This is a genomic window from Sulfitobacter sp. GN1-4 (assembly GCF_055693825.1).
This window is the reverse complement of record NZ_JBVFUQ010000003.1, coordinates 2406953-2430791: the sequence shown is the minus strand read 5'-3', so window position 1 is coordinate 2430791 and position 23839 is coordinate 2406953. Positions and strand designations below refer to the sequence as shown.

Annotated in this window: 21 protein-coding genes, 1 tRNA gene and 3 pseudogenes; 6 read left to right on the top strand and 19 right to left on the bottom strand. The window is 60.5% G+C overall.

Annotated features, from left to right (window positions below; translation table 11 throughout):
• Nucleotides 1-62 precede the first annotated feature (62 nt).
• The 3 genes from ACZ1HM_RS12620 to gltX form a co-directional block, all read right to left on the bottom strand.
• Entirely contained in the window at nt 63-311 is a 249-nt protein-coding gene (locus tag ACZ1HM_RS12620) for a hypothetical protein (protein ID WP_472743077.1), read from the bottom strand.
• Between the two features lie 538 nt (nt 312-849).
• On the bottom strand, nt 850-2145 hold the full coding sequence (gltA, locus tag ACZ1HM_RS12615; RefSeq protein WP_472743076.1) for a citrate synthase: 1296 nt from the start codon (nt 2143-2145) through the stop codon (nt 850-852).
• Between the two features lie 110 nt (nt 2146-2255).
• Nucleotides 2256-3656 (bottom strand): glutamate--tRNA ligase, encoded by a 1401-nt coding sequence (gene gltX / locus ACZ1HM_RS12610; protein WP_472743075.1) that lies wholly within the window; start codon nt 3654-3656, stop codon nt 2256-2258.
• Between the two features lie 115 nt (nt 3657-3771).
• Here gltX and ACZ1HM_RS12605 point away from each other — a divergent pair, with 115 nt between their 5' ends.
• Nucleotides 3772-5757 carry a ComEC/Rec2 family competence protein gene (locus ACZ1HM_RS12605; RefSeq protein WP_472743074.1) on the top strand — a complete coding sequence of 662 codons (1986 nt, stop codon included), beginning with the start codon at nt 3772-3774 and terminating at the stop codon, nt 5755-5757.
• A gap of 176 nt (nt 5758-5933) precedes the next feature.
• Here the strand turns inward: ACZ1HM_RS12605 and lexA are convergent, their stop codons facing one another.
• The 7 genes and pseudogenes from lexA to ACZ1HM_RS12570 all read right to left on the bottom strand — a co-directional run bounded on the left by lexA (nt 5934) and on the right by ACZ1HM_RS12570 (nt 11412).
• Nucleotides 5934-6635, bottom strand: a complete 702-nt coding sequence (lexA, locus tag ACZ1HM_RS12600; RefSeq protein WP_472743073.1) for a transcriptional repressor LexA — start codon at nt 6633-6635, stop codon at nt 5934-5936.
• 68 nt (nt 6636-6703) lie between these two features.
• A pseudogene (locus ACZ1HM_RS12595) lies at nt 6704-7875 on the bottom strand (molybdopterin molybdotransferase MoeA).
• Nucleotides 7872-8344, bottom strand: a pseudogene (moaC, locus tag ACZ1HM_RS12590) (cyclic pyranopterin monophosphate synthase MoaC). The pseudogenes ACZ1HM_RS12595 and moaC overlap by 4 nt, the downstream one beginning before the upstream one ends.
• Entirely contained in the window at nt 8344-9156 is an 813-nt protein-coding gene (gene trpC, locus ACZ1HM_RS12585) for an indole-3-glycerol phosphate synthase TrpC (RefSeq protein WP_472743072.1), read from the bottom strand. Before trpC ends, moaC begins: the two are co-directional and overlap by 1 nt.
• Nucleotides 9153-9821 carry a uracil-DNA glycosylase gene (locus ACZ1HM_RS12580; RefSeq protein ID WP_472743071.1) on the bottom strand — a complete coding sequence of 223 codons (669 nt, stop codon included), beginning with the start codon at nt 9819-9821 and terminating at the stop codon, nt 9153-9155. The genes trpC and ACZ1HM_RS12580 overlap by 4 nt, the downstream gene beginning before the upstream one ends.
• Nucleotides 9818-10834 (bottom strand): anthranilate phosphoribosyltransferase, encoded by a 1017-nt coding sequence (trpD, locus tag ACZ1HM_RS12575; protein WP_472743070.1) that lies wholly within the window; start codon nt 10832-10834, stop codon nt 9818-9820. The genes ACZ1HM_RS12580 and trpD overlap by 4 nt, the downstream gene beginning before the upstream one ends.
• Entirely contained in the window at nt 10831-11412 is a 582-nt protein-coding gene (locus ACZ1HM_RS12570; protein WP_472743069.1) for an anthranilate synthase component II, read from the bottom strand. The genes trpD and ACZ1HM_RS12570 overlap by 4 nt, the downstream gene beginning before the upstream one ends.
• Nucleotides 11413-11576: 164 nt before the next feature.
• Here ACZ1HM_RS12570 and ACZ1HM_RS12565 point away from each other — a divergent pair, with 164 nt between their 5' ends.
• Nucleotides 11577-13439, top strand: a complete 1863-nt coding sequence (locus tag ACZ1HM_RS12565; protein ID WP_472743068.1) for a divergent polysaccharide deacetylase family protein — start codon at nt 11577-11579, stop codon at nt 13437-13439.
• Between the two features lie 22 nt (nt 13440-13461).
• On the opposite strand, the gene ACZ1HM_RS12560 is transcribed toward ACZ1HM_RS12565, so the two are convergent.
• From ACZ1HM_RS12560 to fabI, 9 genes and pseudogenes are all read right to left on the bottom strand, one after another.
• Entirely contained in the window at nt 13462-13962 is a 501-nt protein-coding gene (locus ACZ1HM_RS12560) for an aggregation factor core (protein WP_472743067.1), read from the bottom strand.
• Nucleotides 13963-14015: 53 nt separating this feature from the next.
• The gene (locus ACZ1HM_RS12555; protein WP_472743066.1) at nt 14016-15059 is read right to left on the bottom strand and encodes a succinylglutamate desuccinylase/aspartoacylase family protein; all 1044 of its coding nucleotides are present in this window, start codon (nt 15057-15059) and stop codon (nt 14016-14018) included.
• Between the two features lie 2 nt (nt 15060-15061).
• Nucleotides 15062-16574, bottom strand: a pseudogene (gene trpE, locus ACZ1HM_RS12550) (anthranilate synthase component I).
• Between the two features lie 10 nt (nt 16575-16584).
• Nucleotides 16585-18426, bottom strand: coding sequence for a peptidyl-prolyl cis-trans isomerase (locus ACZ1HM_RS12545; protein WP_472743065.1), 1842 nt, complete (start codon nt 18424-18426; stop codon nt 16585-16587).
• A gap of 72 nt (nt 18427-18498) precedes the next feature.
• On the bottom strand, nt 18499-19677 hold the full coding sequence (locus tag ACZ1HM_RS12540) for an aminotransferase (protein ID WP_472743064.1): 1179 nt from the start codon (nt 19675-19677) through the stop codon (nt 18499-18501).
• A gap of 84 nt (nt 19678-19761) precedes the next feature.
• A complete protein-coding gene (gene gpt / locus ACZ1HM_RS12535; RefSeq protein ID WP_472743063.1) occupies nt 19762-20280 on the bottom strand; it encodes a xanthine phosphoribosyltransferase in 519 nt (172 codons plus the stop codon).
• A 1-nt stretch (nt 20281) separates the two neighbouring features.
• On the bottom strand, nt 20282-20443 hold the full coding sequence (locus tag ACZ1HM_RS12530) for a hypothetical protein (protein WP_472743062.1): 162 nt from the start codon (nt 20441-20443) through the stop codon (nt 20282-20284).
• Nucleotides 20443-20889, bottom strand: coding sequence for a LysE family transporter (locus ACZ1HM_RS12525; RefSeq protein ID WP_472743061.1), 447 nt, complete (start codon nt 20887-20889; stop codon nt 20443-20445). Before ACZ1HM_RS12525 ends, ACZ1HM_RS12530 begins: the two co-directional genes overlap by 1 nt.
• Before the next feature lie 4 nt (nt 20890-20893).
• On the bottom strand, nt 20894-21700 hold the full coding sequence (gene fabI / locus ACZ1HM_RS12520; RefSeq protein WP_472743060.1) for an enoyl-ACP reductase FabI: 807 nt from the start codon (nt 21698-21700) through the stop codon (nt 20894-20896).
• Between the two features lie 238 nt (nt 21701-21938).
• On the opposite strand from fabI, the gene pdxH reads away from it, so the two are divergent.
• From pdxH to ACZ1HM_RS12500, 4 genes are all read left to right on the top strand, one after another.
• Entirely contained in the window at nt 21939-22544 is a 606-nt protein-coding gene (gene pdxH, locus ACZ1HM_RS12515; RefSeq protein ID WP_472743059.1) for a pyridoxamine 5'-phosphate oxidase, read from the top strand.
• 75 nt (nt 22545-22619) lie between these two features.
• A complete protein-coding gene (locus ACZ1HM_RS12510; RefSeq protein WP_472743058.1) occupies nt 22620-23186 on the top strand; it encodes a cold-shock protein in 567 nt (188 codons plus the stop codon).
• Nucleotides 23183-23650 (top strand): DUF192 domain-containing protein, encoded by a 468-nt coding sequence (locus ACZ1HM_RS12505; RefSeq protein WP_472743057.1) that lies wholly within the window; start codon nt 23183-23185, stop codon nt 23648-23650. The genes ACZ1HM_RS12510 and ACZ1HM_RS12505 overlap by 4 nt, the downstream gene beginning before the upstream one ends.
• A 56-nt stretch (nt 23651-23706) precedes the next feature.
• Nucleotides 23707-23783 (top strand) — tRNA-Pro (locus ACZ1HM_RS12500).
• Nucleotides 23784-23839: the final 56 nt, after the last annotated feature.

The following is a 23839-nucleotide window of genomic DNA, read 5'->3' as shown; positions in this document are numbered from 1 at the left end:
ACATCTATGATATCAAAGGGTTGCGCTACGAAGTTTCTGCGCGAAACGCTGCGGCTTTCGCCCTAGACCACGCGTTCAATCAACAGCACATCGCTGGGCATCAGCGTTGGGCCATCTGCGCGCGCAACCACGGCCACAGCGACGCCATCGGCGAGAACGGTTTGCACCGTATCAGACAGGGTCTCCACCGTGATCATCGGGGGCGTCTGGCCTTTAGGGTATATCACTGCGACGTGGTCGTAGGGGGCCTCTGCGTCGGGCACACTGGCCCCAATTGGCGCGCTTTGCGCCTCTGCCAGAAGCCCGGGCATGCCAGCGGCCTCTGCCCAACAAAAAGTATCACTGCCGATGCCGGTATTCATTTCTGCCCCCGAGTTGCATCACTTGCACCCTGTCTGAAATGGGCCGTTCCCCGATATGCTGTGAACCCAGTGTCACAGGCGTTTTCAGTCAAAAGATCGTGAAAGAAAGGGTGGTTCATGTCATTCCCAGTGCTTTGGTAGAGCGACACTAGGGATGATCCAGAAACAGGGTCAAGAAAGGCTTTGTAACTGTTCGGGGCCGCGAAACAATGCCACATTTGCGCCTTGTTTTGGACAAGCCTGTTTCAGATTTGGAAAAATTGTCCTGCGAAAAGCTGCCAATTTTCCAACAAACCAAGATCTGTTGCGCAGGACGAACCGATGATTCGCGTGGGCCGGGAAACCGGCCCTTAGGTTTGGGGGTTTGCCACAATTCCGCCACATTTTCGCCAGATCGCTGCCCGGCTTGTCCGTCCAGGGTGGGGGGACCTCCCAAACAAAAAGCCCCGGCACGGGGGCCGGGGCTTGGGACCGTTAAGTCTTTGATTTAGCGGTTTTCGATGTCGACATAGTCCCGCTGAGTTTCGCCAAAGTAGAGCTGACGCGGGCGGCCGATCTTGTTCTGTGGGTCTGCGATCATCTCTTTCCACTGAGAAATCCAACCCACCGTGCGGCTGAGCGCGAAGATTGGGGTGAACATTGATGTGGGGAAGCCCATCGCCTCCAAGATGATGCCGGAATAGAAGTCCACGTTGGGGAAGAGCTTCTTTTCGGCAAAGTAAGGATCGTTCAACGCGGCTTTCTCAAGCTCTTTGGCGACCTGCAGAATGGGGTTGTTGTCCACACCCAGAAGCTCCAGCACCTCATCAGCGCTTTCCTTCATCACAGTCGCACGTGGATCGAAGTTCTTATAGACCCGGTGGCCAAAGCCCATCAGGCGGAACGGATCATCCTTGTCCTTGGCGCGCGCGATGAATTCAGGAATGCGGTCCGGCGTGCCGATCTCTTTGAGCATTTCCAGACAAGCCTGGTTCGCCCCGCCATGTGCGGGGCCCCAAAGACAGGCAATGCCCGCCGCGATACAGGCAAAGGGGTTCGCCCCAGAGGAGGACGCCAGACGCACCGTCGAGGTTGAGGCGTTTTGTTCGTGATCGGCATGCAGCGTAAAGATCCGGTCCATGGCACGGCTCAGGATCGGGTCCACCACATAGTCTTCTGCTGGGACGGCAAAACACATGCGCAAGAAGTTGGAGGCATAGTCCAGATCATTGCGCGGATACACGAAGGGCTGACCGATCGTATATTTATAGGCCATCGCCGCAATCGTTGGCATTTTGGCGATCAGACGGATAGAGGCCACCTCGCGCTGCCATTCATCGGTGATGTCGGTGCTGTCGTGATAAAAGGCAGACATCGCGCCGACCACACCCACCATAACGGCCATCGGGTGCGCATCCCGGCGGAAGCCGCGGAAGAAGTTCATCATCTGCTCATGCAGCATCGTGTGATTGGTCACACGGGATTCAAAATCCTCAAGCTGGGCAGGGGTTGGCAGCTCTCCGTACAGAAGCAGATAGCACACTTCGAGGTAGTGCGATTTGCCCGCCAACTGATCAATCGGATAGCCCCGGTGCAGCAGAACGCCTTCGCCACCGTCAATATACGTGATGGTGCTGTCGCAAGACGCCGTTGAGGTGAAGCCAGGGTCATAGGTAAACACGCCCGCCTGCCCATAAAGCTTGCGGATGTCGATCACATCGGGACCAGCGGTTGGGGAAAAGATCGGAAGATCATATTCCTTACCATCAATGCTGAGTTTGGCTGATTTATTGCTCTCTGTCATACGGTCCCTTTCGTCCGATGGGCGGCAAAGCGAAATGCCTCGCCGTCTGGGCGCGGCCCCGTGTGGGCCGGTCGTTTTGTTGTCGCAGCGGTCCCGTCAGGCGGCTGACCTCAGGCGGCTGCGTCTTTCAGGCGGGCCAGTGTTTCATCCCGTCCCAACACAAGCATCATGTCGAAAACAGAAGGGGTCACTGCGCGCCCGGCAAGGGCTGCCCGAAGCGGCCCTGCAAGTTTGCCGAATTTGGTGTCTTTCGCAGCCGCAAAGCCGTTCAATGCCGCCTCCAGCGTTTCTCGATCCCAGCTATCATTTGGCAGGTGCGGCGTCAATTCATTCAGTATACCACGGGATACTAAATCAAGGTTTTTGGCTGCCTTTTCATCTGCCTCAATGGGGCGTGAAGTTAGAATAAAGTGACCTTTTTCAATAAGTTCGGGCAGGGTCTTTGCGCGTTCTTTCAGGCAATACATCGCCTTTTCCAGCCCTTCAGTTTGTTGTGCGCTGAGCGCGGGCAGTCCGGCTGCGGCCAGATAGGCGACGCATTCGTGCCGCAGTGCAGCGTCATCCGCTACCGCGATGTGCTGGCCACAGATGTTTTCAAGCTTTTTCATATCAAATTGCGCAGGGCTTTTGCGGATGCCAGACAGGTCAAACCACTCTTGTGCCTGCGCATCGGTAAAGAATTCGTCATCACCGTGGCTCCACCCCAGCCGCGCGAGGTAATTGCGCATGCCCGCCGCAGGATAGCCCATCGTCTGGTATTCCTGCGCGCCCAATGCGCCGTGGCGTTTGGAGAGTTTTTTCCCGTCCGAGCCGTGGATCAGCGGAATATGCGCCCAGACCGGCACGTCCCAGCCCATGGCGGTATAGATCATCATCTGGCGCGCGGCGTTATTAAGGTGGTCGTCCCCACGCACCACATGCGTCACCCCCATGTCATGATCGTCCACCACAACTGCCAGCATGTAGACAGGCGTTCCGTCAGAGCGCAGCAGCACCATATCATCCAGCTGATCGTTACGGATGGTCACGTCGCCCTGCACTTCATCGCGGATCACTGTCTCACCGCTTTGGGGGGCTTTGATACGGATCACATAAGGCGCGTCAGGATGGCTGGCGGGATCCGCATCGCGCCAGGGAGAGCGGAAAAGCGTGCTCTTGCCCTCAGCCTTGGCGGCCTCACGGAAGGCGGTGATCTCTTCTTGTGTCGAGAAACACTTGTACGCCTTGTCCGCCTCCAACAGCGCCAGCGCAACCTCTGCATGGCGTGGCGCGTTTTCAAATTGGCTCACGATCTCGCCGTCGTGATCCAGGCCAAGCCAGGCCATGCCTTGCAAAATCGCCTCTGTCGCCTCTGGGGTTGAGCGGGCGCGGTCGGTGTCTTCGATCCGGAGCAAGAATTTACCGCCACGCCCCCGGGCATAAAGCCAGTTAAACAGCGCCGTGCGTGCGCCACCGATGTGCAGAAAACCGGTGGGGGACGGGGCAAAACGGGTGACGACTGGCGCAGACATGAACAGCTCTTTCTAATGACGGAAGGGGTGGCGCGCAGTGGTGTTTACCATTTGCTAACCAAGCAGCCCCTAGGGTTTTGCGACTGTCTAACCAGTGCAGAGAACGGGGGCAAGCATGGGGCGCTTGGCCCTTCTGTGCCAGCAAATCGGAACAAGCATCGCAGCTGAGATTGCCCGCCAACGCGGCCATCTGCTGTGTTGGGTGCCGGTCTGTTTGGCCATCGGCATCGGCGTCTATTTCGCGCAGCGGGTTGAGCCCGCAACTGCGGTCTATGCGGGTTTGATTGCTGCTGCTCTGATGTGCGGGGTCTTGACGCGTTTCCTGCCCGAGGCGCTATCCCCCTTCGCCGCCGGGATGGCCTTATGTTGTATCGGTTTCCTTCTGGCCGGATTGCGCGCGCATATGGTGGCTGAGCGGGTATTGGGCTGGCGCTATTACGGAGCCATTGAGGGGCGCGTGATCGCCATGGACAGGAGCCATTCCGACGCGTTGCGTCTGACCCTGGATCAAGTCGCACTTGCCCGTGTCCCGCCCGAACGCATGCCCGCGCGGGTCAGGATATCGTTGCACGGGGACGCGGGGAGCACGCCGGAACCTGGCCTGAGGGTTATGACCACGGGGCATCTTTCCCCTCCCTCAGGCGCGGTTGAGCCGGGTGGATTTGATTTTCAACGCCACGCCTGGTTCGCCCGGCTGGGGGCTGTGGGCTATACGCGCGTCCCGCTTCTGGCCGCCGCTGAGGCGGAGGAGGGGCGCACAGGTTTGGCGGTCTTTCGGCTGCGCATGGCCGCCTCCGACCATATTCAGTCACGGCTGCCCGGCGACACAGGTGGATTTGCTGCGGCCATCACCACCGGAGATCGCAGTGCGATCAGCCAAGAGGCGCTGACCGCCCTGCGCACCAGCAACCTTGCGCATTTGCTGGCCATCTCGGGGCTGCACATGGGGTTGCTGACGGCCGTCGTCTTTGGCGCGCTGCGCCTCATCCTGGCGGCGCACCCCCGAGTGGCACTGGCATGGCCCACCAAAGGCATCGCCGCACTTGGTGCACTTGGCGCGGCATCGGTCTATCTGGCGCTTTCGGGCGGCAATGTTGCAACCCAGCGGGCCTTTATCATGGTGGCCGTTGCATTGGGGGCACTGGTGATTGGCAGACGGGCGTTGTCGCTGCGCGCGGTTGCGGTTGCGGCAACGATTGTCCTGATGCTGCGGCCTGAGACCTTGATGGGCCCGGGGTTTCAGATGTCCTTTGCCGCCACAACCGCGCTGGTTGCTGTGTTTGCCGTGCTGCGCGGGGTTGAGCAGGATGTCCTCTGGTGGTGGGCCAAACCCGTTTTCGGGGTCTTCATGTCGTCTTTGGTTGCCGGGCTGGCCACGGCGCCCATTGCCGCCGCGCATTTCAACGCCTTTGCCCACTATGGATTGTTCGCCAACCTGATCTCTGTGCCTTTGATGGGCGTTCTGGTGATCCCGGCAGCGGTGCTGGCGGTTGTGCTTTATCCCATCGGTTTGGACTGGCTTGCGTTATGGGCGATGGGCTGGGGGTTGGATTGGATCCTGGGCGTGGCGCATTGGACAGCGTCGCTGGACGGTGCGCGGGGATATGTCATGGCCCCACCGCCTGCTGTTTTACCGCTGGTGGCACTGGGAGGTGTCTTCCTGGTGCTTTGGCAAGGCCGCTTGCGCCTTCTCGGGGGGGTGGTCTGCGCGGGCGCCTTCGCGCTCTGGCACCAAAGCGGGCGGCCGGATGTTCTGATCTCTGATCGCGGCACCTTGGTGGGGCAGATGACTGAGGCCGGGCGCGCGCTGAGCAAGGCAAAGGGCGCGGGATTTGTCGCCCGCAATTGGCTTGAAAACGATGGTAACGGCACGACGCAGCAGCAAGCCGCCCGCGTGTGGGACGCGGGGGGAGATGTGGTGCATCTGTCGGGGAAACGGGCAGTGGCCGGGTTTGAGGGCTGCCGGGCGGATCAGATTATCGTGGCCTCAGCCCCTATAGAAACGCGGGGCCGGTTCGATTGCCTGATCTATGATGTCGATACTTTAAAGGCCACCGGGGCGGTGGCCTTGTGGCGGAGGCCAGCGGGTGGCGGCAAGTGACATCGCGTGACGTTACCGGGGACCGTCTGTGGACGGTCTGGCCGGATTTGAGAGAGCAGGATTAGGGCGGAGAGGCAGAGGGCAGAAACGTAAGGGCCAACATCACTTGGATTGGCCCTACCGTTTCGTTCACCCCCGATAAGATGCGCCTGACCCCAGCTCACATCGGCTGACCCTTAGTAGGTGCGGATCAACCCCACCAGGCGGCCCTGTACCTTCACTTTGTCCGAGGCAAGTTTGCGTGTGGCATAAACAGGGTTTGCCGCCTCAAGCGCGATCAGCGTGCCTTCGCGGCGGAAGGTTTTCAACGTTGCCTCACTGTCCTCAACCAGGGCCACGACAATGTCGCCATCATCTGCCACAGAGGTTTCGCGGATCACCACGACGTCGCCATCGTTGATCCCCGCCTCAATCATCAGATCCCCTTTGACTTCAAGGGCGTAGTGATCGCCTTTGCCCGCGATCATGCCCCCCGGCACACTGACGGAGTGGGTGACATGGTTGATCGCATCAATGGGCACACCTGCCGCGATCTGGCCCATCACTGGCACGCTGATGGCCGCATCCGCAGACACCTCCATCGCGGTTGCAGGGGGTGGGACATCGGGGCGGTCACCGTCAATCACGCGTGGGGTAAAGCCGCTGGATGGTTGTCCCCCAAGGCTTTCGGGCAATTTGACCACCTCAATCGCGCGGGCGCGGTGCGCCAGGCGGCGGATGAACCCGCGTTCCTCCAGTGCTGTGATCAGCCGGTGAATGCCGGATTTGGATCGCAGGTCCAACGCCAGCTTCATTTCATCAAAGCTGGGTGGTACGCCATCGCGTTGCACGCGCTTGTGGATAAACGCCAAAAGATCGAGTTGTTTCTTGGTGAGCACTGCTGTCCCTCCACCTATGGTTTTTCTTTGTTCTACTCATGTTCCCGTTTTGTGTCAACGGTGGTAGATCAAAGCGGCAGAAAGGACACCTCATCACCCGCACTTCGGGCCGGGTCAGCAACCGGGCGCACCATCAGCGCATCTGCTGTGGCCAGCACGGACAGAAGCGCGCTGTCCTGGCGGTTGTCTGGAAAGATCATGCCGTCTTCCAGGCGGGCCCGCATGTAATGCGCGCGGGGGCCGTTGGCGGGTAAATCCACACCCAGTGGTGCGCTGTGGAGGGGAGCAGGCGCTGTGCCCAGCCCCAGCATTTTGCGGATCATCGGGGTGACAAAGACAGTGCCGCAGACCATGGCAGAGACCGGATTGCCGGGCAGGCCAATCATGGCGATATCGCCCAGCTTGCCTGCCATCAGAGGTTTGCCTGGGCGCATCGCCACTTTGTAAAAGCTTTGTTCCAACCCCAGCGTCGCCGCCGTTGGTCCAACCAGATCATGATCCCCCACAGAGGCACCGCCGATGGTGATCAAAAGGTCCGCACCCTGGGCCAGCGTAAAGGCCTGCGTCAAGGACGCCGCGTTGTCGCGTGCGATGGGCAACAGCCGTACCTCAGCGCCCAAAGCTTCCATCATCGCGGCCAGCCCATAGCTGTTGGAGGCGACAATCTGATCGGGGCCGGGGGTTTCGCCCGGTTGCACCAACTCATCCCCCGTGGCCAGAATGGCCACCTTTGGGCGGCGGGTCACCGGAACCTCAGCGATGTTCATGGCAGCAAGCAGTGCGATGTCAGTGGGCCGCAGACGCAAGGGGGCCGCCACCTTTTGCCCGGCTTCAAAGTCCCCCCGGCAGGGCGGATGTTGTTTTTGTCTGCGATGTTGTGTCCCAGTGTGATCAGATCGCCGCGCTGGGTGACATCTTCTTGAATCACAACGAAATCAGCGCCGTCAGGCACCGGGGCACCGGTAAAAATTCGGACGGCCTGACCGGGCTTTACGGTGCCGTCAAACCGGTGCCCAGCGGCGGCTTCGCCGATCACCTTGAAAAGCGCGTCCGGTTCAACCTCAGCGCGGCGCAGCGCGTAGCCATCCATGGAGGAGGCGGCAAAAGGCGGCTGCGTACGCGTGGCGGCCACGTCTTGTGCCAACACGCGGCCAGCGGCATGGCGCAAAGGCACTTTTTCGACCGACAGAGGGCTTGCCAACGCCAGCAACGCGTCAAGGGCTTGGGCGACAGAGATCATTCCGCTTCAAAGCGGCCAGATTTACCGCCGTCTTTCAGAATGACGCGCAAGCCGCTGATTTCCATTTCTTTATCGACCGCCTTGGTCATGTCGTAAACGGTCAACGCGGCCACGGACGCAGCCGTGAGCGCCTCCATCTCCACCCCCGTCTGGCCGGTGGTCTTTACCGTTGCCGTGATACGCACGCCGGGCAGCTCTGCGTCCAGCTCCAGATCGACACTGACCTTGCTGATGGGCAGCGGATGGCAAAGGGGATCAGATCGGGCGTCTTTTTGGCGGCCATGATGCCCGCCAGGCGGGCCACGCCCAGGACGTCGCCCTTCTTTGCGCGGCCTTCTTGAATGATATCAAACGTTTCTGGCCGCATTTTGATGTGGTTTTCAGCGATGGCGATCCGCGCTGTCACCGCTTTTTCAGAGACATCGACCATATGGGCGTCGCCCTTGGCATCAAAATGCGTCAGCGCCATCACATGCCTCCGGGCGTCAGAGGATTGGCCAAAAGCGTGCGTGTGGCGGCGGTCACATCCTCTTGCCGCATCAGGCTTTCCCCGATCAAAAAGGTGCGCGCGCCGTACATCGCCATATCGGCGAGGTCCTGCGGTGTGTTCAACCCGCTTTCGCAGACGATCATCCGATCGGCCGGCACCTGCTTTGACAGCTGCCGGGTGGTATCCAGCGTGGTCTCAAAGGTTTTGAGGTTGCGATTGTTGATGCCCATCATCCGGCTTTTCAGCTGTGTCGCGCGCTCCAGCTCTTCGGCGTCGTGCACTTCCAGCAGAACGTCCATGCCCCATTCAAAGGCGGCGGCTTCCAGCTCGGCCGCTTGCGCATCTGACACGGAGGCCAGGATGATCAGAATGCAATCCGCGCCCAGGGCGCGTGCCTCTGCCACCTGATAGGTGTCATACATGAAATCCTTGCGCAGCACCGGCAAATCGCAGGCCCCACGCGCCTGGCCCAAAAATTCCTTTGCCCCTTGAAAGCTGGGCGTATCGGTCAAAACAGACAGGCAGGTGGCCCCGCCTGCGGCATAGGCATCGGCCAGGGCGGGCGGGTCAAAATCAGCGCGGATAAGGCCCTTGGAGGGGCTTGCTTTTTTGATCTCAGCGATCAGGGCATAGCCTTCACGCGCGGCGTCAAACAAAGCATCTGCAAAAGGCCGCACCGGCGATGCCGCACGGGCTGCGTCTTCTATATCGCTGAGCGGCATCGCGGCTTTGTCGGCGGCCACTTCCTCCAGCTTGTAGGCTTTGATTTTGTCTAGAATGGTCTCAGTCATGGTGCCTCCGGGTCGCCCCAGTTTATGGGGTCTAAGCCTTGGGCCTGCAACCACGCATTGGTGCGGCTGAAGGGCCGCGCGCCGAAAAATCCCCTGTGCACAGACAGCGGCGAGGGATGCGCGTTGGCGATGATCAAATTGGGTGTCTGCGCAACGCCGCTTGCGGCTTTCTGCGCGGGGCCGCCCCACAGCAGATAGGCCCGCGGGGTGTCTGCCAGATGGGCCAGTACGTCGCGGACAAGGTTGGCCCAGCCCAGCTTTGCATGCGCTTTGGCCGCCCCCTCTGGCACTGTCAGCGCGGTGTTGAGCAACAGCACTCCTTGATCGGCCCAATCGCCAAGCGAGGTTTTGGTGCGGGTCACGCCCAGATCGCTTTCGATTTCTTTGAAGATGTTGCCAAGGCTATCGAGCCGCCCGCCAAACCCTTGGGGGATGGAAAAAGCCAGTCCATCCGCCTTGCCGGGGGTGTGATAGGGATCTTGGCCCAATATGACCACGCGCACGTCTTTGGGTTGCGTCCGCTCCAGCGCGTGAAAGACCTGTGCGGTTGGTGGGAAAACCGGGCGGGTCTCAGCTGCAAGGGCGGTTTCAATCGCGGGCAGGGTGGTTTGAAAGAACGGCAGAGCCGACCAATCCCTCAGCCGCGAAAGATCAAAGCAGGTCATTTACCCTGTGACACCGCCGCCACGCGGGTGATTTTGTCTTTTGCCGCGCCTGAATCGATGCTGACCTTCGCCATCTCAACACCTGCTTTCAGATCAGGTGCCGCATCCGCCACCACAAGTGCAGCCGCCGCGTTCAGCAATACCGCGTCGCGGTAGGCGGAGGGCGTTCCGTCCAGCAGCGCGTTGAAATCGCGCGCGTTTTCCTCCGGGGTGCCGCCAACGATGGCCTCAAACGGGTGGACCGGCAACCCGGCGTCATCCGGGTGCACTTCAAATTCCGTTACTGCGCCATCCGCCACCTGTGCAACCCAGCTTGTGCCGGTGATCGTCAGCTCATCCGTGCCGTCAGAGCCATGCACCAACCAGGCTTTCTCGGATCCCAGCGCCAGCAGGGTTTCCGCCATCGGGCGGATCAAATCCCGCAGGTAAGCACCGGTCAGTTGGCGTTTGACCCCGGCAGGGTTGGTCAGCGGTCCCAGGATGTTGAAAATCGTCCGCGTGCCCAATTCCGCGCGCGTGGGCATCACATGGGCAATCGCTGGATGATGCATAGGGGCCATCATAAACCCGATGCCGGCCTCTGCCAGCTCACGTTCAACTACATCAGGGCCAACCATGACGTTCAGGCCCATCTGGGTCAGCGCATCTGCGGCCCCGGATTTGGAGCTGAGGTTGCGGTTGCCGTGCTTGGCCACTGTCACGCCCGCACCTGCGACCACAAACGCGGTTGCGGTTGAGATGTTGAGCGTGCCCTTTCCGTCGCCCCCGGTGCCCACGATGTCCATCGCGCCTGCGGGGGCTTTCACGGCGTTGCATTTCGCGCGCATCACCGATGCAGCGGCGGCGTATTCGTCAACGGTTTCGCCGCGCGTGCGCAGCGCCATGAGAAATCCACCGATCTGGCTGGGAGTTGCTTCGCCTTCAAAAAGGATCTGAAAAGCAGCTGCCGCCTGATCACGGGACAAGGGGCCGTTGGCTGCGGCATCGATCAAGGGTTTGAGTGCGTCACTCATGCCGGCACCTTCATTTCATTCAGGAAGTTTTTCAGCAGCGCATGCCCATGCTCTGAGCGGATGGATTCTGGGTGAAACTGAACGCCGTGCAGGGGCAAGTCGCGGTGCTGAAGCCCCATGATCGTGCCGTCTTCAAGCTCCGCTGTGATTTCAAGGCAATCTGGCAGGCTGTCCCGCTCCACCACCAGGGAATGATAGCGGGTGGCGTCAAAGGGGCTGGGCAGCCCTGCAAAGACGCCGGTGCCAGTGTGATGCATCTTGCCCAGCTTGCCGTGCACGATATCGCCCGCGCGCACCACCTTACCGCCAAAGGCCTGACCCAGGGTCTGATGGCCCAAGCAGACCCCAAAGAGGGGGATGCGGTTTTCGGCAGCGGCGCGCGTCACTTCCAGACAGATGCCTGCCTGATCAGGGTCGCAGGGGCCGGGTGACAGCAGAATGCCAGCGGGCTTTTTTGCGATGGCCTCAGCAACAGACAGTTTGTCATTGCGGTGGACTTCCACCTGGGCCCCAAGCTCGCCCAGGTAATGGACCAGGTTGTAGGTAAAGCTGTCGTAGTTATCTATTAGCAGCAGCACGGGTCAAACTTTGCTTCCGATGGGGTTAAGGGTGGCGAGGGGGGCATCCCCCAAGCTATAGTGCGCCTAAATGTTCAGGCTTGCCCTGCGCCGTCAAGAGCGTGCGCAAGTCAAATTGAGCGGCGGCTGAGCGGTCAGCACCGATTTGCAGGAGAATGTGCATCATGGCACGTGGTTTTATCTTGGGAGCGCTGTGGGGCGGTGCGTTGGGCGTGGGCGCTGTGACAGTGGCCTCTATTGTAGCGCCTCCGCCGCAATCGCCTGAGGTCACGGATGCGGTGGCCGCAGATGGGCAGGGGCCTACACCGGTCTTGAGCGAAGAACTGCAAGCCCGTGATGCCGCTGCCGAAGCACAGCCCACAGCGCAAGCGGATGCACCCGCAGCGGCGCCAGATCCGGACACGCTGGCGCTGGATGACGATACCATTGCCTCGGCTGAGGTCCCCAGCACCGGCGGCATAGACGGGATGACGGCCCCAGAGGCCCCTGAAGAGGCAGGCAGCGTTGCTTTGGAAGGGGATGCGCCTGTTTTGCCCAACCCGCTTGCCTTGGCACCGATGGAGCCGCAGGCGGCAGATGAGCTGTCGATCAGCACCGAACCGGCGCAGCCCCCTCAGCCTGAGGCACCAGATACCGAAACCGCCTTTGCCGAAGCGACACCGCAAGCAGAGGATGCTGATCCGGGTGAGACGGCTGAAACGGCTTCGACACCGGCAACGGGTGAAGAGGCGGTAGCCGATAGCGCCGTTCCCTCTGAAACATCTGAGGCCGAAGAGACAGCGCAAGTGCGGCCGGAGGATGAAAGCCCCGCTGCCGCTGAGACGCAGAGCACCGCAGAGGCTGATGTGACGACCCAGACTGAGGGCGCGGCCCCATCGTCCGAGGAAACGGCAGAAGCAGCGCCGCAACCCGAGCCGTCAGATGCGGCCCCGTCGCCTGAGATTGCGGAAGCGCCAACAGTTCCGGTCGCACCTGAGCCCGACGTGGCGGAGCAACCTCAAACACCCAGCTTGACAGAGCCAACAGAGCCCGAGGTGGCGGAAACTACCCCGGCAGAGGCTGAGGCGGCGGAGCAGCCTGAAACGCCTAGTGTGGCAGAGCCTGAGGTCGCAGAAACCACCCCGGCAGAGCCTGCGCCCGCCCCAAGTGCAGAGGAAAACACTGATGTGGTCGCCCTTGCACCCGCGCTGCGGCCGCAAATCGGAACGCCTGGCATCTCTTTGACGGACCGCAATACCGACGGCGTTTCGGTCAACCGGATCATCACCAGCCAACAAGAGCAAGAAACCGCAGATGCTGAGGCATCTGAGCCTGATACTGCACCGGAGGCCGATGCCGATCCCCGCCCGATTGTCCGTTTCGGGCAGCCTTTTGAGAACCCTGAAGGCAAACCGTTGATGAGCGTCGTGTTGATCGACGATGGCACGGCACCCACCTCTGGTGCCGCTGGCATCGCAGCGCTTAGCAGCTTTCCTTACACCCTGAGCTTTGCGGTGGATGCCGCATTGCCAGATGCGGCCGAGCGCGTGACGCTTTACCGGGAGAAGGGGTTTGAGGTTCTAGCGATGATCGACCTGCCCGAAGGGGCGCAGGCCTCTGACGTGGAAACAACGCTAGGGGCCGTTTTGCCCCAGTTGGGTGAGGTTGTGGGCGTCTTGGAGGGTGTAGGGGCCGGGCTGCAGCCCAGCCGCAGCGCCTCTGATCAGGTCAACGCCGTTCTGGCGGAGACGGGACATGGGCTGGTCACGCAAAGCCGGGGGCTGAACACGATGCCGACGCTGGCCCGCCGCGAAGGTGTGCCGGCCAGCCCGGTGTTCCGGGACTTTGACAGCAAAGACCAGACCGCGACGGTGATCCGGCGGTTCCTGGATCAGGCGGCCTTTAAGGCTGGACAGGAAGGGGCGGTAATCATGCAAGGCCGCCTGCGGCCCGACACGATTTCTGCTTTGCTTTTGTGGGGTTTGCAGGACAGAGCGGGCCAGGTCGCGCTGGCCCCGATCTCAGCGGTATTGCTGCAAGGCCAATAAGCGCCCCGTTCGGACCTAACGGTCAGGACGTGCAGCCTGCCATGGCGATCTCAGCGGTGGCAGAGCTGTCAAACGTGGCCTGCAACGTCTCTTCGCCCAGATCGGCACGGATGGTGGCACCGGAAATCTCTGACCCGTCGACTGTGATCTCGCGGCCACCGCCCGTGTCATCCACATCAATAGTGAAAGCCACCGCTTTGCCTGCTGCAAGCCCGCTAAAATCCAGCGCGATGGCTGAATCGCCATCCAACACGGCGGGCAGGCTGGTCAGGTTCTCAGCCCCTGCCACCAGTTCAAAGGGTTGAAACACCTCAACCCCTGCACCAGCGCCTGTGACATCGAAAATCAGACCCGCAGGCGCTGTGCCCAGATCCAGGACAACCTGCATCTTCGGCAATGCGCAATCACCAGTGTTGGTCAGGGTAAAGCGGTCTTTGGGTGCACCTTCGCTGAAACGGACCGCCAGGTCCGCTTGTGCGGCAGACGTGGTCAGGGCCAAAATAAGTGCGGTTAGTCTGAGCATGGAAACCTCCCCGGTTTTCCTGAAGATAGCTTTGAGGGCCAAGTTGGCAATCCTCATATGATCTCATCTTCATCAAAGAGCGGATCGCTTTCGAGCTGGCTGGCCAGATCATCCACCGTGTCTTCGGCAGCCTGTGGGCTGAGCTGTGCCAGGTGAAAGACCGCGTCGCCTTCGTTGACGATGGGCAGGATCGCACGGCCAATCAGAATGCCAGCCTCGGGCGCTGTGAGATCGGTTTCAACAGCACCAAAGGGATCGGAGACCGTCGCCAGAATATCGCCCTCAGCTACTGTCTCGCCCTCTGCGCGGAAGGTGCGCAACAGACCGCCCGCAGGCGCGCGCAGCCAGGTCGAAGACGTGCAGATCAGTGGCGCGGCCTTGGGCTTGGCGATGCCTTTGGCGGGCAGCATGTCTTGGCCTCGCATGACGCGCAGAATGCCCGCAACTCCGGCCCGAACCGCCATTTCATCAAACCGCAAGCCTTCGCCCGCCTCATAAAGGACGATCGGTTTGTCATGCTTGGCCGCCACCGCCCGCAGCGAGCCGTCGCGCAGCGCAGAGGTCAGCACAACCGGCGCGCCAAAATCCTGTGCCATCTTGCGGATCGCCTTATCACCGGGCGACACGCGGACCTGGGGCAGGTTGGTGCGGTGGATGGCGGCGGAATGCAGATCAATGCCGAAATCACAGCGCAATACGACATCATTGAGAAAGATATGGGCCAGCCGCGCGCCCAGTGAGCCGTAAGGATGGCCCGGAAAGCAACGGTTCAGATCGCGTCTGTCCGGCAGATACCGCGACCGGGACAAAAAACCGTATGAGTTCACCACTGGGATCACCAGCAACGTCCCTCTTATCGCGCTCAGCTGCGGGGCGCGCAGCAAACGGCGCACGATTTCCACGCCTATGACTTCATCCCCGTGCACTGCGGCGCTGACAAACATCGTGGGGCCGGGGCGTTTGCCGTGCAGCACCTCAATTTGCAGACCGACGGGCGTGTGATCAGGCAGGGTTGAGACGGGCAGAGTGACCGTTGATCTGCCGCCTGGGGCCACGGTCTGCCCTGCGATCTCAAAGGCGGGGCGCGCGGCAGACATCGCTAGTTGCGTCCCGATCCGTCAAAGCGCGCCGCATCGGCGGCTGCGCGGCGAATGGCGCCGGATTTGTGCACCGTTTCCATGAACTCAGCCTCTGCGTCGCTGTCATAGACCACGCCACCGCCTGCCTGGATATAGAGGGTGTCATCCTTGATGACGGCTGTGCGCAAGGCGATACACATGTCCATATCACCGCCTGCGCTGAAATAACCCACGCCGCCGCCATAAATGCCGCGCTTTTCTGGCTCCAGTTCGTCGATGATCTCCATCGCGCGGACCTTGGGGGCGCCAGATACGGTGCCCGCAGGCATCCCGGCAAAGAAAGCGTCCAGCGCATCGCAGCCGTCGTTAAGCTCACCCACCACGTTGGAGACGATATGCATCACATGGCTGTAGCGTTCGACGATGAATTCCTCGGTGGGACGTACCGTCCCGATCTTGGCGACACGGCCCACATCGTTGCGGCCCAGATCAAGCAGCATCAGATGCTCGGCCAGCTCCTTTTCATCGGCCAAAAGCTCAGCCTCCAGCGCGCGGTCTTCCTCTGGGGTGGCACCGCGGCGGCGGGTGCCCGCAATCGGACGAATGGTCACCTCGTTGCCAAAGACGCGCACCAAAATTTCAGGCGAGGCGCCAACAACGTGGAAGCCGCCAAAGTTGAAATAGAACATGAACGGCGAGGGATTGGTGCGCCGCAATGAGCGATAGAGAGAGAAGGGCGGTTGCGGGAAATTCTGCGCCCAGCGTTGCGACGGCACCACCTGAAAGATATCGCCTGCGACGATGTAGTCGCGTGCTTTTTCAACAGCCGCCAGGTAGGCATCTTTGGAGAAGTTGCTGACAGGTTCGCCCGTTTCGGTCGCATCGCCCAGGTTGCGCGAGGCACCGGGCATCGCGCGTTCCAGATCACGGACCGCGTCCATCACCCGTTCTGCGGCCTGCGCATAGGCGGCGCGGGCGGTCTGCCCTTCTGACACCCAGGCGGGTGAGACGATGGTCACCTCGCCCTTCACCCCGTCCAGCACAGCCACCACAGAGGGGCGCATCATCAGCGCGTCCGGCACGCCCAGGGGGTCAGGGTTGACGTGGGGCAGGTGTTCCACCAGCCGGATCATGTCATAGCCAAGATAGCCAAAAAGGCCCGCCGCCGCACTGGGGCAGGTCATCGGGCAGGTCGATCTTGGATTCGGCAATCAGGCCGCGCAGGGCATCCAGCGGATTGCCCGCGACAGGTTCAAACGCATCCGCATCATAGCGCGCTGAGCGGTTGATCGCTGAGGTTTCACCATCACAGCGCCAAATCAGGTCTGGCTTCATCCCGATGATGGAATAGCGGCCGCGCACCTCACCGCCGGTGACAGATTCCAGCACAAAGCTGTTTTCTGCCGCACTGGTCAGTTTCAGCATCAGCGAAACCGGTGTGTCCAGATCCGCCGCCAGACGGGTGTAGACAATCTGGTTGCGGCCTTCGGCATAGCCGGTCTCAAAGGCGTCGTAGGAAGGGGTCAGGGCCATGATCTTGCGCTTAGGGGAAATTGACGTGCACGGCTTGCAGCGCACGTTGGTCTACTTGGGGCACCGCGCGGCGAACAACGTCATCGGCATAGACGTTGAACAGATCTTGGGCCAAGGCCTGATTGATCTGCGCGCCAAGCTGTTCGGCCAAGGCCACGCTTTGGGCATCCTCGGAGGCGGGCGTGATGTCATCAAGCCGGACAATGACCACGGTGTCATCGCCAGACAAAACCCGAAGATCACCAGGGGCCATGTCGAAGACTTCTGACATGAAACCAGCCGGGGTGCCGTTGATAAAGGCGTTGCGGGTCTGACCGGTCTCAATCACCGCGTCAAAGCCTGCGGCCTCAAACGCGCCGTCGCCTTGCAGATCGCTAAAGGTGGCTTCGGCCTGCGCATTCAAAAGGGTGACGGTCTGTTCGGCCTCCCATGCGGTGCGCACAGTCTCAATGGCCGCTTCAAAGGGTTCGGGCCGCTCAGGCAGTTCCTCATCCAGGCGCATCGCATAAACACTGCCGTCATCAAGCTGTTTGATCTGCGGGAAATCACCTTCAGCCAGGGCGCTGGCCTCTTGGCGGAAATCGTCATAGGCCGCGATGCCTTCGGAGGTGACAGCCGTCCAGTTGATCTGTCCCAAGGTCATTTCGGTCTCATCGGCCAGCTGCTCCAGCGTGGTGCCACCGGCCAGTTGATCGTCAAAGTCCTGTGCGCGGGCCTCCACAGCACGGACGGCGCGTGTCAACGCCAGTTCCTGCTGCAGGTCGGGGCGGGCTTCTTCAAACGATGTGTTTTGCGCAGGCAGAACCGCGTTCACCCGGAAAAGCGCCGGTCCAAGGGAGCTGGGCAGGGGGCCCACAACGTCGCCAACCTCAGCTGTGAAAACGCCTTCGCCCGCGGCATCCAGTTCAAGCCGGCTGACATCGCCCAGATCCACATCCGCCAGCTGCAAGCCGCGATCCTCAACCAAGGCGCGGAAGGTCGTGCCGCCTACTTCCAGGTTGGCGGCCGCTTGATTGGCTTCGGCCTCATCTGAAAAGACCAAACGTTCCACCAAGCGCCGCTCAGGCTGGTTATAAAGATTGGCGCGGGCGTCATATTCTGCGCGCAGCTCGTCTTCGGGCACTTCGATCTCATCCACAAGCGCGCCGGGTTCCAGCAGGGCATAGGTAATCACCTTGGTTGCAGGCAACATGAAGCGGTCGGTGTTGGCATCGTAAAAGCTGCGCAGCTCTTCGGATGTTGGGGCGCGCAACGGCTCAGCCAGATCGTCCGCCCCCAACAGGGTCCAGGTAAAGCTGCGCTGTTCGCCGACGTAGTTCACCAGCGTCTCGGCATAGACCGAGGGCATTTCAACGCCGCCCAGGATGGCGCCCTGAAGCAGGGTACGCGCGGCTTCTTCGCGCAAGGACAGTTCAAATTCGGCTTCCGTAATCCCGCCTTGTTGCAGGGCAAAGCGATAGCCTTCGCGGTCGAACTGGCCGTTTACGCCCTGAAATGCCGGGATTTGCAGGATTTCTTCGCGCAGGGCCTCATCCCCAATGGACAGACCCAATTCGCTGTTTTCGTGATCCAGCGCGCGATTGCGCACAAGGCGTTGCAGCACGGCACGGTCCAGGCCAATTTGCTGGGCTTCTGCAAAGGGAAGCTGTTGGCCGGTTTGCTGTTCAATAGCGCGGATTTCGTTTTGCAACTGCCGGGCATAGGCATCTACCGGGATCGGCATTGTGCCCACTGTGCCAATTGTGCGGATGTTGCCACTCAGGTTGACCGCCCCAAAGCCCGCCAGGCCCAGGATAAGAAAGCCCATGAGAACCCACATCGCAGATTTGCCGATGCTTGAACCTTTCGCCATGTGAGCCGCCCCTTCGCGCCTAAATCCATTGCCGCCCGTGTCTATGCGCGTCTGCGGGGCGGGGCAAGAGCACTAAGTGGTCTCAAGAGCTGCCAGACGATCAAAGAGTGTTGAAATGCCCGCCGCATCAAGGTTGGCAAAAGCGATGCGCAACTCCTGCGCGCCTGTCGGATCATCGGCGGGATAAAACATGGTGCCCGGTAGGCAAAGCACACCTGCATCGCGCACAAGCTGCGGTGCCAAATCAGCTGAGCTGATGCCAAAGGGGTGGCGCATATAGGCAAAATAGCCCCCCAGGCCCAACAGCTCCCAGCCGGCGGCGGTCAGTTTGGGCATGTTTTCGGTGATCGCAGCGCGGCGCGCCAGAATCTCATCCCGCTCACTTGCCAGCCATTGGCCCAGGTTTTGCATGCCCCAAAGGGCGCCAATCTGGCCCACTTGGCTGGGGCAGATGGCAACGGTATCGAGGAATTTCTCTGCCTCTGCCAAGCGGGCCGCGCCTGATACCATCGCACCCACACGGTGACCGGTCAGCCGGTAGGCTTTGGAAAAGGAATAAAGGTGGATCAGCGTGTCGTCCCAGGCGGGATCGCTGAACAAATCATGGGGCGGGCCGCTGCGGCTGTCGAAATCACGGTAGGTTTCATCGACAATCAGGGCGATGCCAGCCTCTCGGGCCAGCTCAAAAAAGGCGCGCACGAGGGGGGCGGGATATTCGACGCCCGCCGGGTTGTTCGGCGTCACCAGCGCGATGGCGCGGGTTTTATCCGTGATCGCGGCCCGCGCGGCGTCAACTGTGGGCAGCATGTCGGATCCCGTAGTCAGCGGCACCGCCGCGACGCCGGACATGTCCAGCCACATCTTGTGATTAAAGTACCAGGGCGTGGGCAGGATCACCTCATCACCTTCGGCACAGAGCATGGCTATCGTTGCTGAAAAAGCCTGATTGCAGCCTGAGGTGATGCAGACCTGATCGGGCGTGATGGTGCCCGCATAATGCGCCGAGATCTGAGACGCCAGCGTGTCGCGCAAGGCAGGCAGGCCCAGAACGGGGCCGTAAAGATGCGCCTCATCCTGGGTGAGGATGGCGTCCGCCATGGCTTGGCGCAGGCCTTGGGGTGGGGGATCCACCGGTGCGGCCTGGCTGACATTGATCAAGGGGCGGTCCGCAGGGTGCGTCACACCTTGAAGCCAACGGCGGGCTTCCATCACGGGGGGCGGAAAGGTGGCGGTGGTGCGGGGCTGTGTCATCTGGCGGCTCTGCTTTGCAAGTGGCATGCGAGGGGCCAGCCCCTCGCGCTCCCTGGAGGTGTAGTGGAAAGATGAAGGTGCGGGTTAATCGCGGCCCCGGTAGGGTTCAACATATTGCAGCGCCATATCCCATGGAAAGAAGATCCAGGTGTCCTGGCTGACGCCGGTGATAAAGGTGTCGACCTGCGGCTCACCTTCGGGTTTGGCGTAGACGGTGGCGAAATGTGCTTGTGGGTAGTGTTGGCGGACCAATTCCAGCGTTTTGCCGCTGTCCACCAAATCGTCCACGATCAGCACGCCGGTGCCGTCGCCCATCACCTCTGGATCGGGGGCTTTGAGCACTTGGGCCTCGCGGCGCTGATCGGCTTTGCCGCCGCCGGAGTGGTAGGACATCACCGAAATGGTATCCACGGTGCGGATGTCCAATTCGCGCGCCACGATCATGGCGGGGGCCATGCCGCCACGGGTGATGGCCACCACAGCTTTCCACGCGCCGTCGCCGGGGCCGCGTCCATCCAGCCGCCACGCCAGGGCGCGGCTATCGCGGTGGATTTGATCCCAGGAGATGTGGAAGCCTTTTTCATGGGGCAAACGATCAGTCATATTATTTCTCCAAGATCAGACGCAGACCAAGCGCGCCCAGCAGGGTCGCCGCGATACGGTCCAGGATGGGTTTCAGCCGCAGATAGCCCCGGCGCGCGGGGGCGGTGCTGAGCAAAACAGCGAAAACGGCGTAAAATGCAAGTTCCAGCAGCCAGTGGTTCATCACAATAATGGCAATATCAAGCGGTGCCAGGCCCTGGGGAACACAACCACGATCACAGCGGCGGCAAAGAGCATGGATTTGGGATTGCCAAAGTTCAACGCGAGGCCTGAGAGCACCGCTTTGCCCCGTGGGGTCGGGGCCTCGCCCAGGGGCGCATGGGCGTGCCGCCAGGTCTGCACCGCAATCCAGATCAGATAGGCAGCACCCCCAAGTTTGAGTGCAGTATAGGTCCAGGGGAAGACGGCAAAGACCACCTCAAGCCCCATAAGTGCTGCCAGCGTCCACAGCGCGGCAGCCGTGCCCAGGCCCACACCCGTGGCAATGCCTGCGGCACGGCCTGACGCCACTGTTGTTTTGATAAAATAAAGCAGCGCTGCCCCCGGCGCGGCAATGGCGGCCATCAGCACCAGATTGAACGCGATCAGGTCGGCCAGCGTCAGCGTCAAAGACCTATTCCTTTGCCATGTCCGGGGCGTCTACGGCTTTCATGCCAACGACATGATATCCGGCGTCGACGTGCAGGTTTTCACCCGTGGTGCCGCTGCCCAGATCGGACAACAGGAACAGGGCCGCTTTGCCCACATCTTCGATAGAGACGTTCCGGCGCAGTGGGGAATTGTATTCGTTCCACTTCATGATGTAGCGGAAATCGCCAATGCCGGAGGCGGCCAGAGTTTTGATCGGGCCTGCTGAGATGGCATTCACGCGGATGCCGTCCTTGCCCAGATCTTCGGCCAGGTATTTCACCGATGCCTCAAGCGCGGCCTTTGCCACGCCCATCACGTTATAATGTGGCATGACCTTTTCAGCGCCATAATAGGTCAGCGTCACCGCGCTGGCCCCCTCATTCATCATCTTCTCTGCGCGCTGCATCACAGCCGTGAAGGAATAAACGGAGATGTCCATCGACATCGCAAAATTGCTGCGGCTGGTGTCCACATAGCGTCCGCGCAATTCGTTTTTGTCAGAGAACCCGATGGCGTGCACGATAAAGTCCAGGCTGCCCCAAGTTTCTTTGAGTTGTGTAAACAGCGCGTCAATCGACGCCTCATCCCCAACATCGCAGGGCAGGACGATTTCGCTGCCCAAACGGCCGGCCAGGGGCCCCACACGTTTTTTAAGCGCGTCGCCTTGATATGAAAACGCAAGCTCGGCTCCGGCATCTGCCAAAGCCTGTGCAACACCCCAGGCAATCGACTTGTCATTGGCCAGGCCCATGATCAAACCGCGCTTGCCTTTCATTAGATCGTTGGCCATGTTTTGAACAATTCTCTCATAAAATTCGCGTTGTTGACGTTTAGGCCATTGAAGGCGGGCCATCAAGAGACCGTGAATGTCGCAATCCACCCTGCAGGTGGCGTTTTCAGGCATGCCGGAGGGGTTTTTTGTTAACGCCGCTGCTTTGCCTTGTTGGGTAAGTTTTAATCCTATAGCCCTGACTGCGTGCAATGAGACAGCCGCCAGAATGTGCGCTTTCTCGTGAAATGAGTGATTTATGACAAGTCGGTCTGGCAAATTTGCAGGGGAGAACCCCTTTGATATCGCGAAGGTATGGCTGACCGAGGCTGAGGCCTCGGAGGTGAATGATGCCAATGCGATTGCACTTGCCACGGTCGATGTCGATGGGCTTCCCAATGTTCGGATGGTTTTGTTGAAAGAGATCGAGGCAGACGCCTTTGTCTTTTACACAAACTACGACAGCCAAAAGGGCCAGGAATTGATGAGCGCCGGCAAGGCTGCTTTCGTCCTGCATTGGAAATCATTGCGCCGCCAGATCCGTGTCCGGGGTTTGGTGAGTAAAGAGGATGGGCCACAAGCAGACGCTTATTATCAATCGCGTTCGCTCAAAAGCCGTTTGGGGGCTTGGGCTTCTGCCCAATCACAGCCCCTTAGCGGGCGTGCTGCGTTGATGGCAGAAGTGGCCAAAGTGACCGCAACCAAGGGTGTGAACCCTGATCGCCCGCCATTTTGGGGCGGCTTTCGCGTGCGGCCGGTAGAAATTGAGTTTTGGGCAGACGGGGATCACAGACTGCATGACAGGTTCCGCTGGCGTAGGAAGACGCCGGACGCGGACTGGGATGTTGTGCGGCTGAACCCCTGACAAATGCAATGGGAGTGCAAGCAGGTCTGCGGCGCAAGTTTTGCGCAGGCAGCCAATGCTCAAGAATGACGTAGGATGTACGTGGAAGACGAAAGAACAGAAGACACGCAAGACCCAATTGCGGACGCTGAACAAACCCCGGTCAACGGGGTGGTCAAGTGGTTCGATCCCTTCAAAGGGTTTGGTTTTGTTGTAGCGGACACAGGTGGGCCTGACATTCTGCTGCATGTAAATGTGCTGCGCAATTTCGGTCAAAGCTCAGTTGCCGATGGGGCGCGGGTGGCTCTTTTTGTGCAAAAGACGGATCGCGGGGTCCAGGCGACCTCTGTGGTATCGATTGAACCGCCCGAGGGCGGCGTGCCTGCCTCCTTCGCGGATATGGCGGGGATCGACGCCAGCGAATTGCACGATGTGCCGTTGGAGCCTGCGCGCGTGAAATGGTTTGATAAAGCCAAGGGTTTTGGTTTTGCCAATGTGTTTGGGCGGCCTGAAGATGTCTTTGTGCACATTGAAATCTTGCGCCAGTCCGGTTTGTCTGATCTTCAACCGGGAGAGGCGCTTGCGGTTCGGGTGATCGAAGGCAAGCGTGGGAACATGGCGGTCGAGGTGCAGGCTTGGGAAAAGGTTCTTCATCCCAATTGATCTTCAGGGCGTTTGGCGCGGCGGTGTTTGTTCTGTGCGGTGCTGCGGCGCTGGCGCAGGAGTGTGCGCCGGACAAGGTATATCTGCGCGGAGACTGGGGGACCGCCCAGTTCACCATCGAACTGGCCGATGAGCCTGATGAAAGGGCGCAAGGCCTGATGCACCGCGAAAGCCTGCCGCTGTCATCGGGGATGTATTTCGTAAATGAGCGGCCCCGCCCAACCAGCTTTTGGATGCGCAATACGCTCATTCCTTTGGACATGCTGTTTATCAACGCCCAAGGCATCGTCACCCATATTCACCACAACGCAGTGCCACTGGATGAGACGGGCATTGATGGGGGGCGGGACGTCTTGACCGTGTTGGAGATCAACGGCGGTTTGGCCAAGCGTCTGGGGATCACCGAAGGGTCAGAAGTGCGGCACCCGGCCCACGAGGAATGGTCGCCGGTTTGGGCGTGTTAATTTCCTTCAAACGGGGGCTTTTCTTTCGCCTGAACACGCACTAAAGAGTGCGCAGTCGGAGCGTGGCGCAGCCTGGTAGCGCACCTGTTTTGGGTACAGGGGGTCGGAGGTTCGAATCCTCTCGCTCCGACCACTTCACACTAGATATAGACGGTAGGCATCCCTTTCTGGGGAGGGTCACGGCATGGG

Bases quoted from the DNA above. Each gene is read 5' to 3' on its own strand.
- ACZ1HM_RS12620 (WP_472743077.1), bottom strand. From the start codon at position 311: ATGCCCGGGCTTCTGGCAGAGGCGCAAAGCGCGCCAATTGGGGCCAGT.
- gltA (WP_472743076.1), bottom strand. From the start codon at position 2,145: ATGACAGAGAGCAATAAATCAGCCAAACTCAGCATTGATGGTAAGGAA.
- gltX (WP_472743075.1), bottom strand. From the start codon at position 3,656: ATGTCTGCGCCAGTCGTCACCCGTTTTGCCCCGTCCCCCACCGGTTTT.
- ACZ1HM_RS12605 (WP_472743074.1), top strand. From the start codon at position 3,772: ATGGGGCGCTTGGCCCTTCTGTGCCAGCAAATCGGAACAAGCATCGCA.
- trpC (WP_472743072.1), bottom strand. From the start codon at position 9,156: ATGACTGAGACCATTCTAGACAAAATCAAAGCCTACAAGCTGGAGGAA.
- ACZ1HM_RS12580 (WP_472743071.1), bottom strand. From the start codon at position 9,821: ATGACCTGCTTTGATCTTTCGCGGCTGAGGGATTGGTCGGCTCTGCCG.
- trpD (WP_472743070.1), bottom strand. From the start codon at position 10,834: ATGAGTGACGCACTCAAACCCTTGATCGATGCCGCAGCCAACGGCCCC.
- ACZ1HM_RS12565 (WP_472743068.1), top strand. From the start codon at position 11,577: ATGGCACGTGGTTTTATCTTGGGAGCGCTGTGGGGCGGTGCGTTGGGC.
- ACZ1HM_RS12560 (WP_472743067.1), bottom strand. From the start codon at position 13,962: ATGCTCAGACTAACCGCACTTATTTTGGCCCTGACCACGTCTGCCGCA.
- ACZ1HM_RS12555 (WP_472743066.1), bottom strand. From the start codon at position 15,059: ATGTCTGCCGCGCGCCCCGCCTTTGAGATCGCAGGGCAGACCGTGGCC.
- ACZ1HM_RS12545 (WP_472743065.1), bottom strand. From the start codon at position 18,426: ATGGCGAAAGGTTCAAGCATCGGCAAATCTGCGATGTGGGTTCTCATG.
- ACZ1HM_RS12540 (WP_472743064.1), bottom strand. From the start codon at position 19,677: ATGACACAGCCCCGCACCACCGCCACCTTTCCGCCCCCCGTGATGGAA.
- gpt (WP_472743063.1), bottom strand. From the start codon at position 20,280: ATGACTGATCGTTTGCCCCATGAAAAAGGCTTCCACATCTCCTGGGAT.
- ACZ1HM_RS12530 (WP_472743062.1), bottom strand. From the start codon at position 20,443: ATGAACCACTGGCTGCTGGAACTTGCATTTTACGCCGTTTTCGCTGTT.
- fabI (WP_472743060.1), bottom strand. From the start codon at position 21,700: ATGGCCAACGATCTAATGAAAGGCAAGCGCGGTTTGATCATGGGCCTG.
- pdxH (WP_472743059.1), top strand. From the start codon at position 21,939: ATGACAAGTCGGTCTGGCAAATTTGCAGGGGAGAACCCCTTTGATATC.
- ACZ1HM_RS12510 (WP_472743058.1), top strand. From the start codon at position 22,620: ATGTACGTGGAAGACGAAAGAACAGAAGACACGCAAGACCCAATTGCG.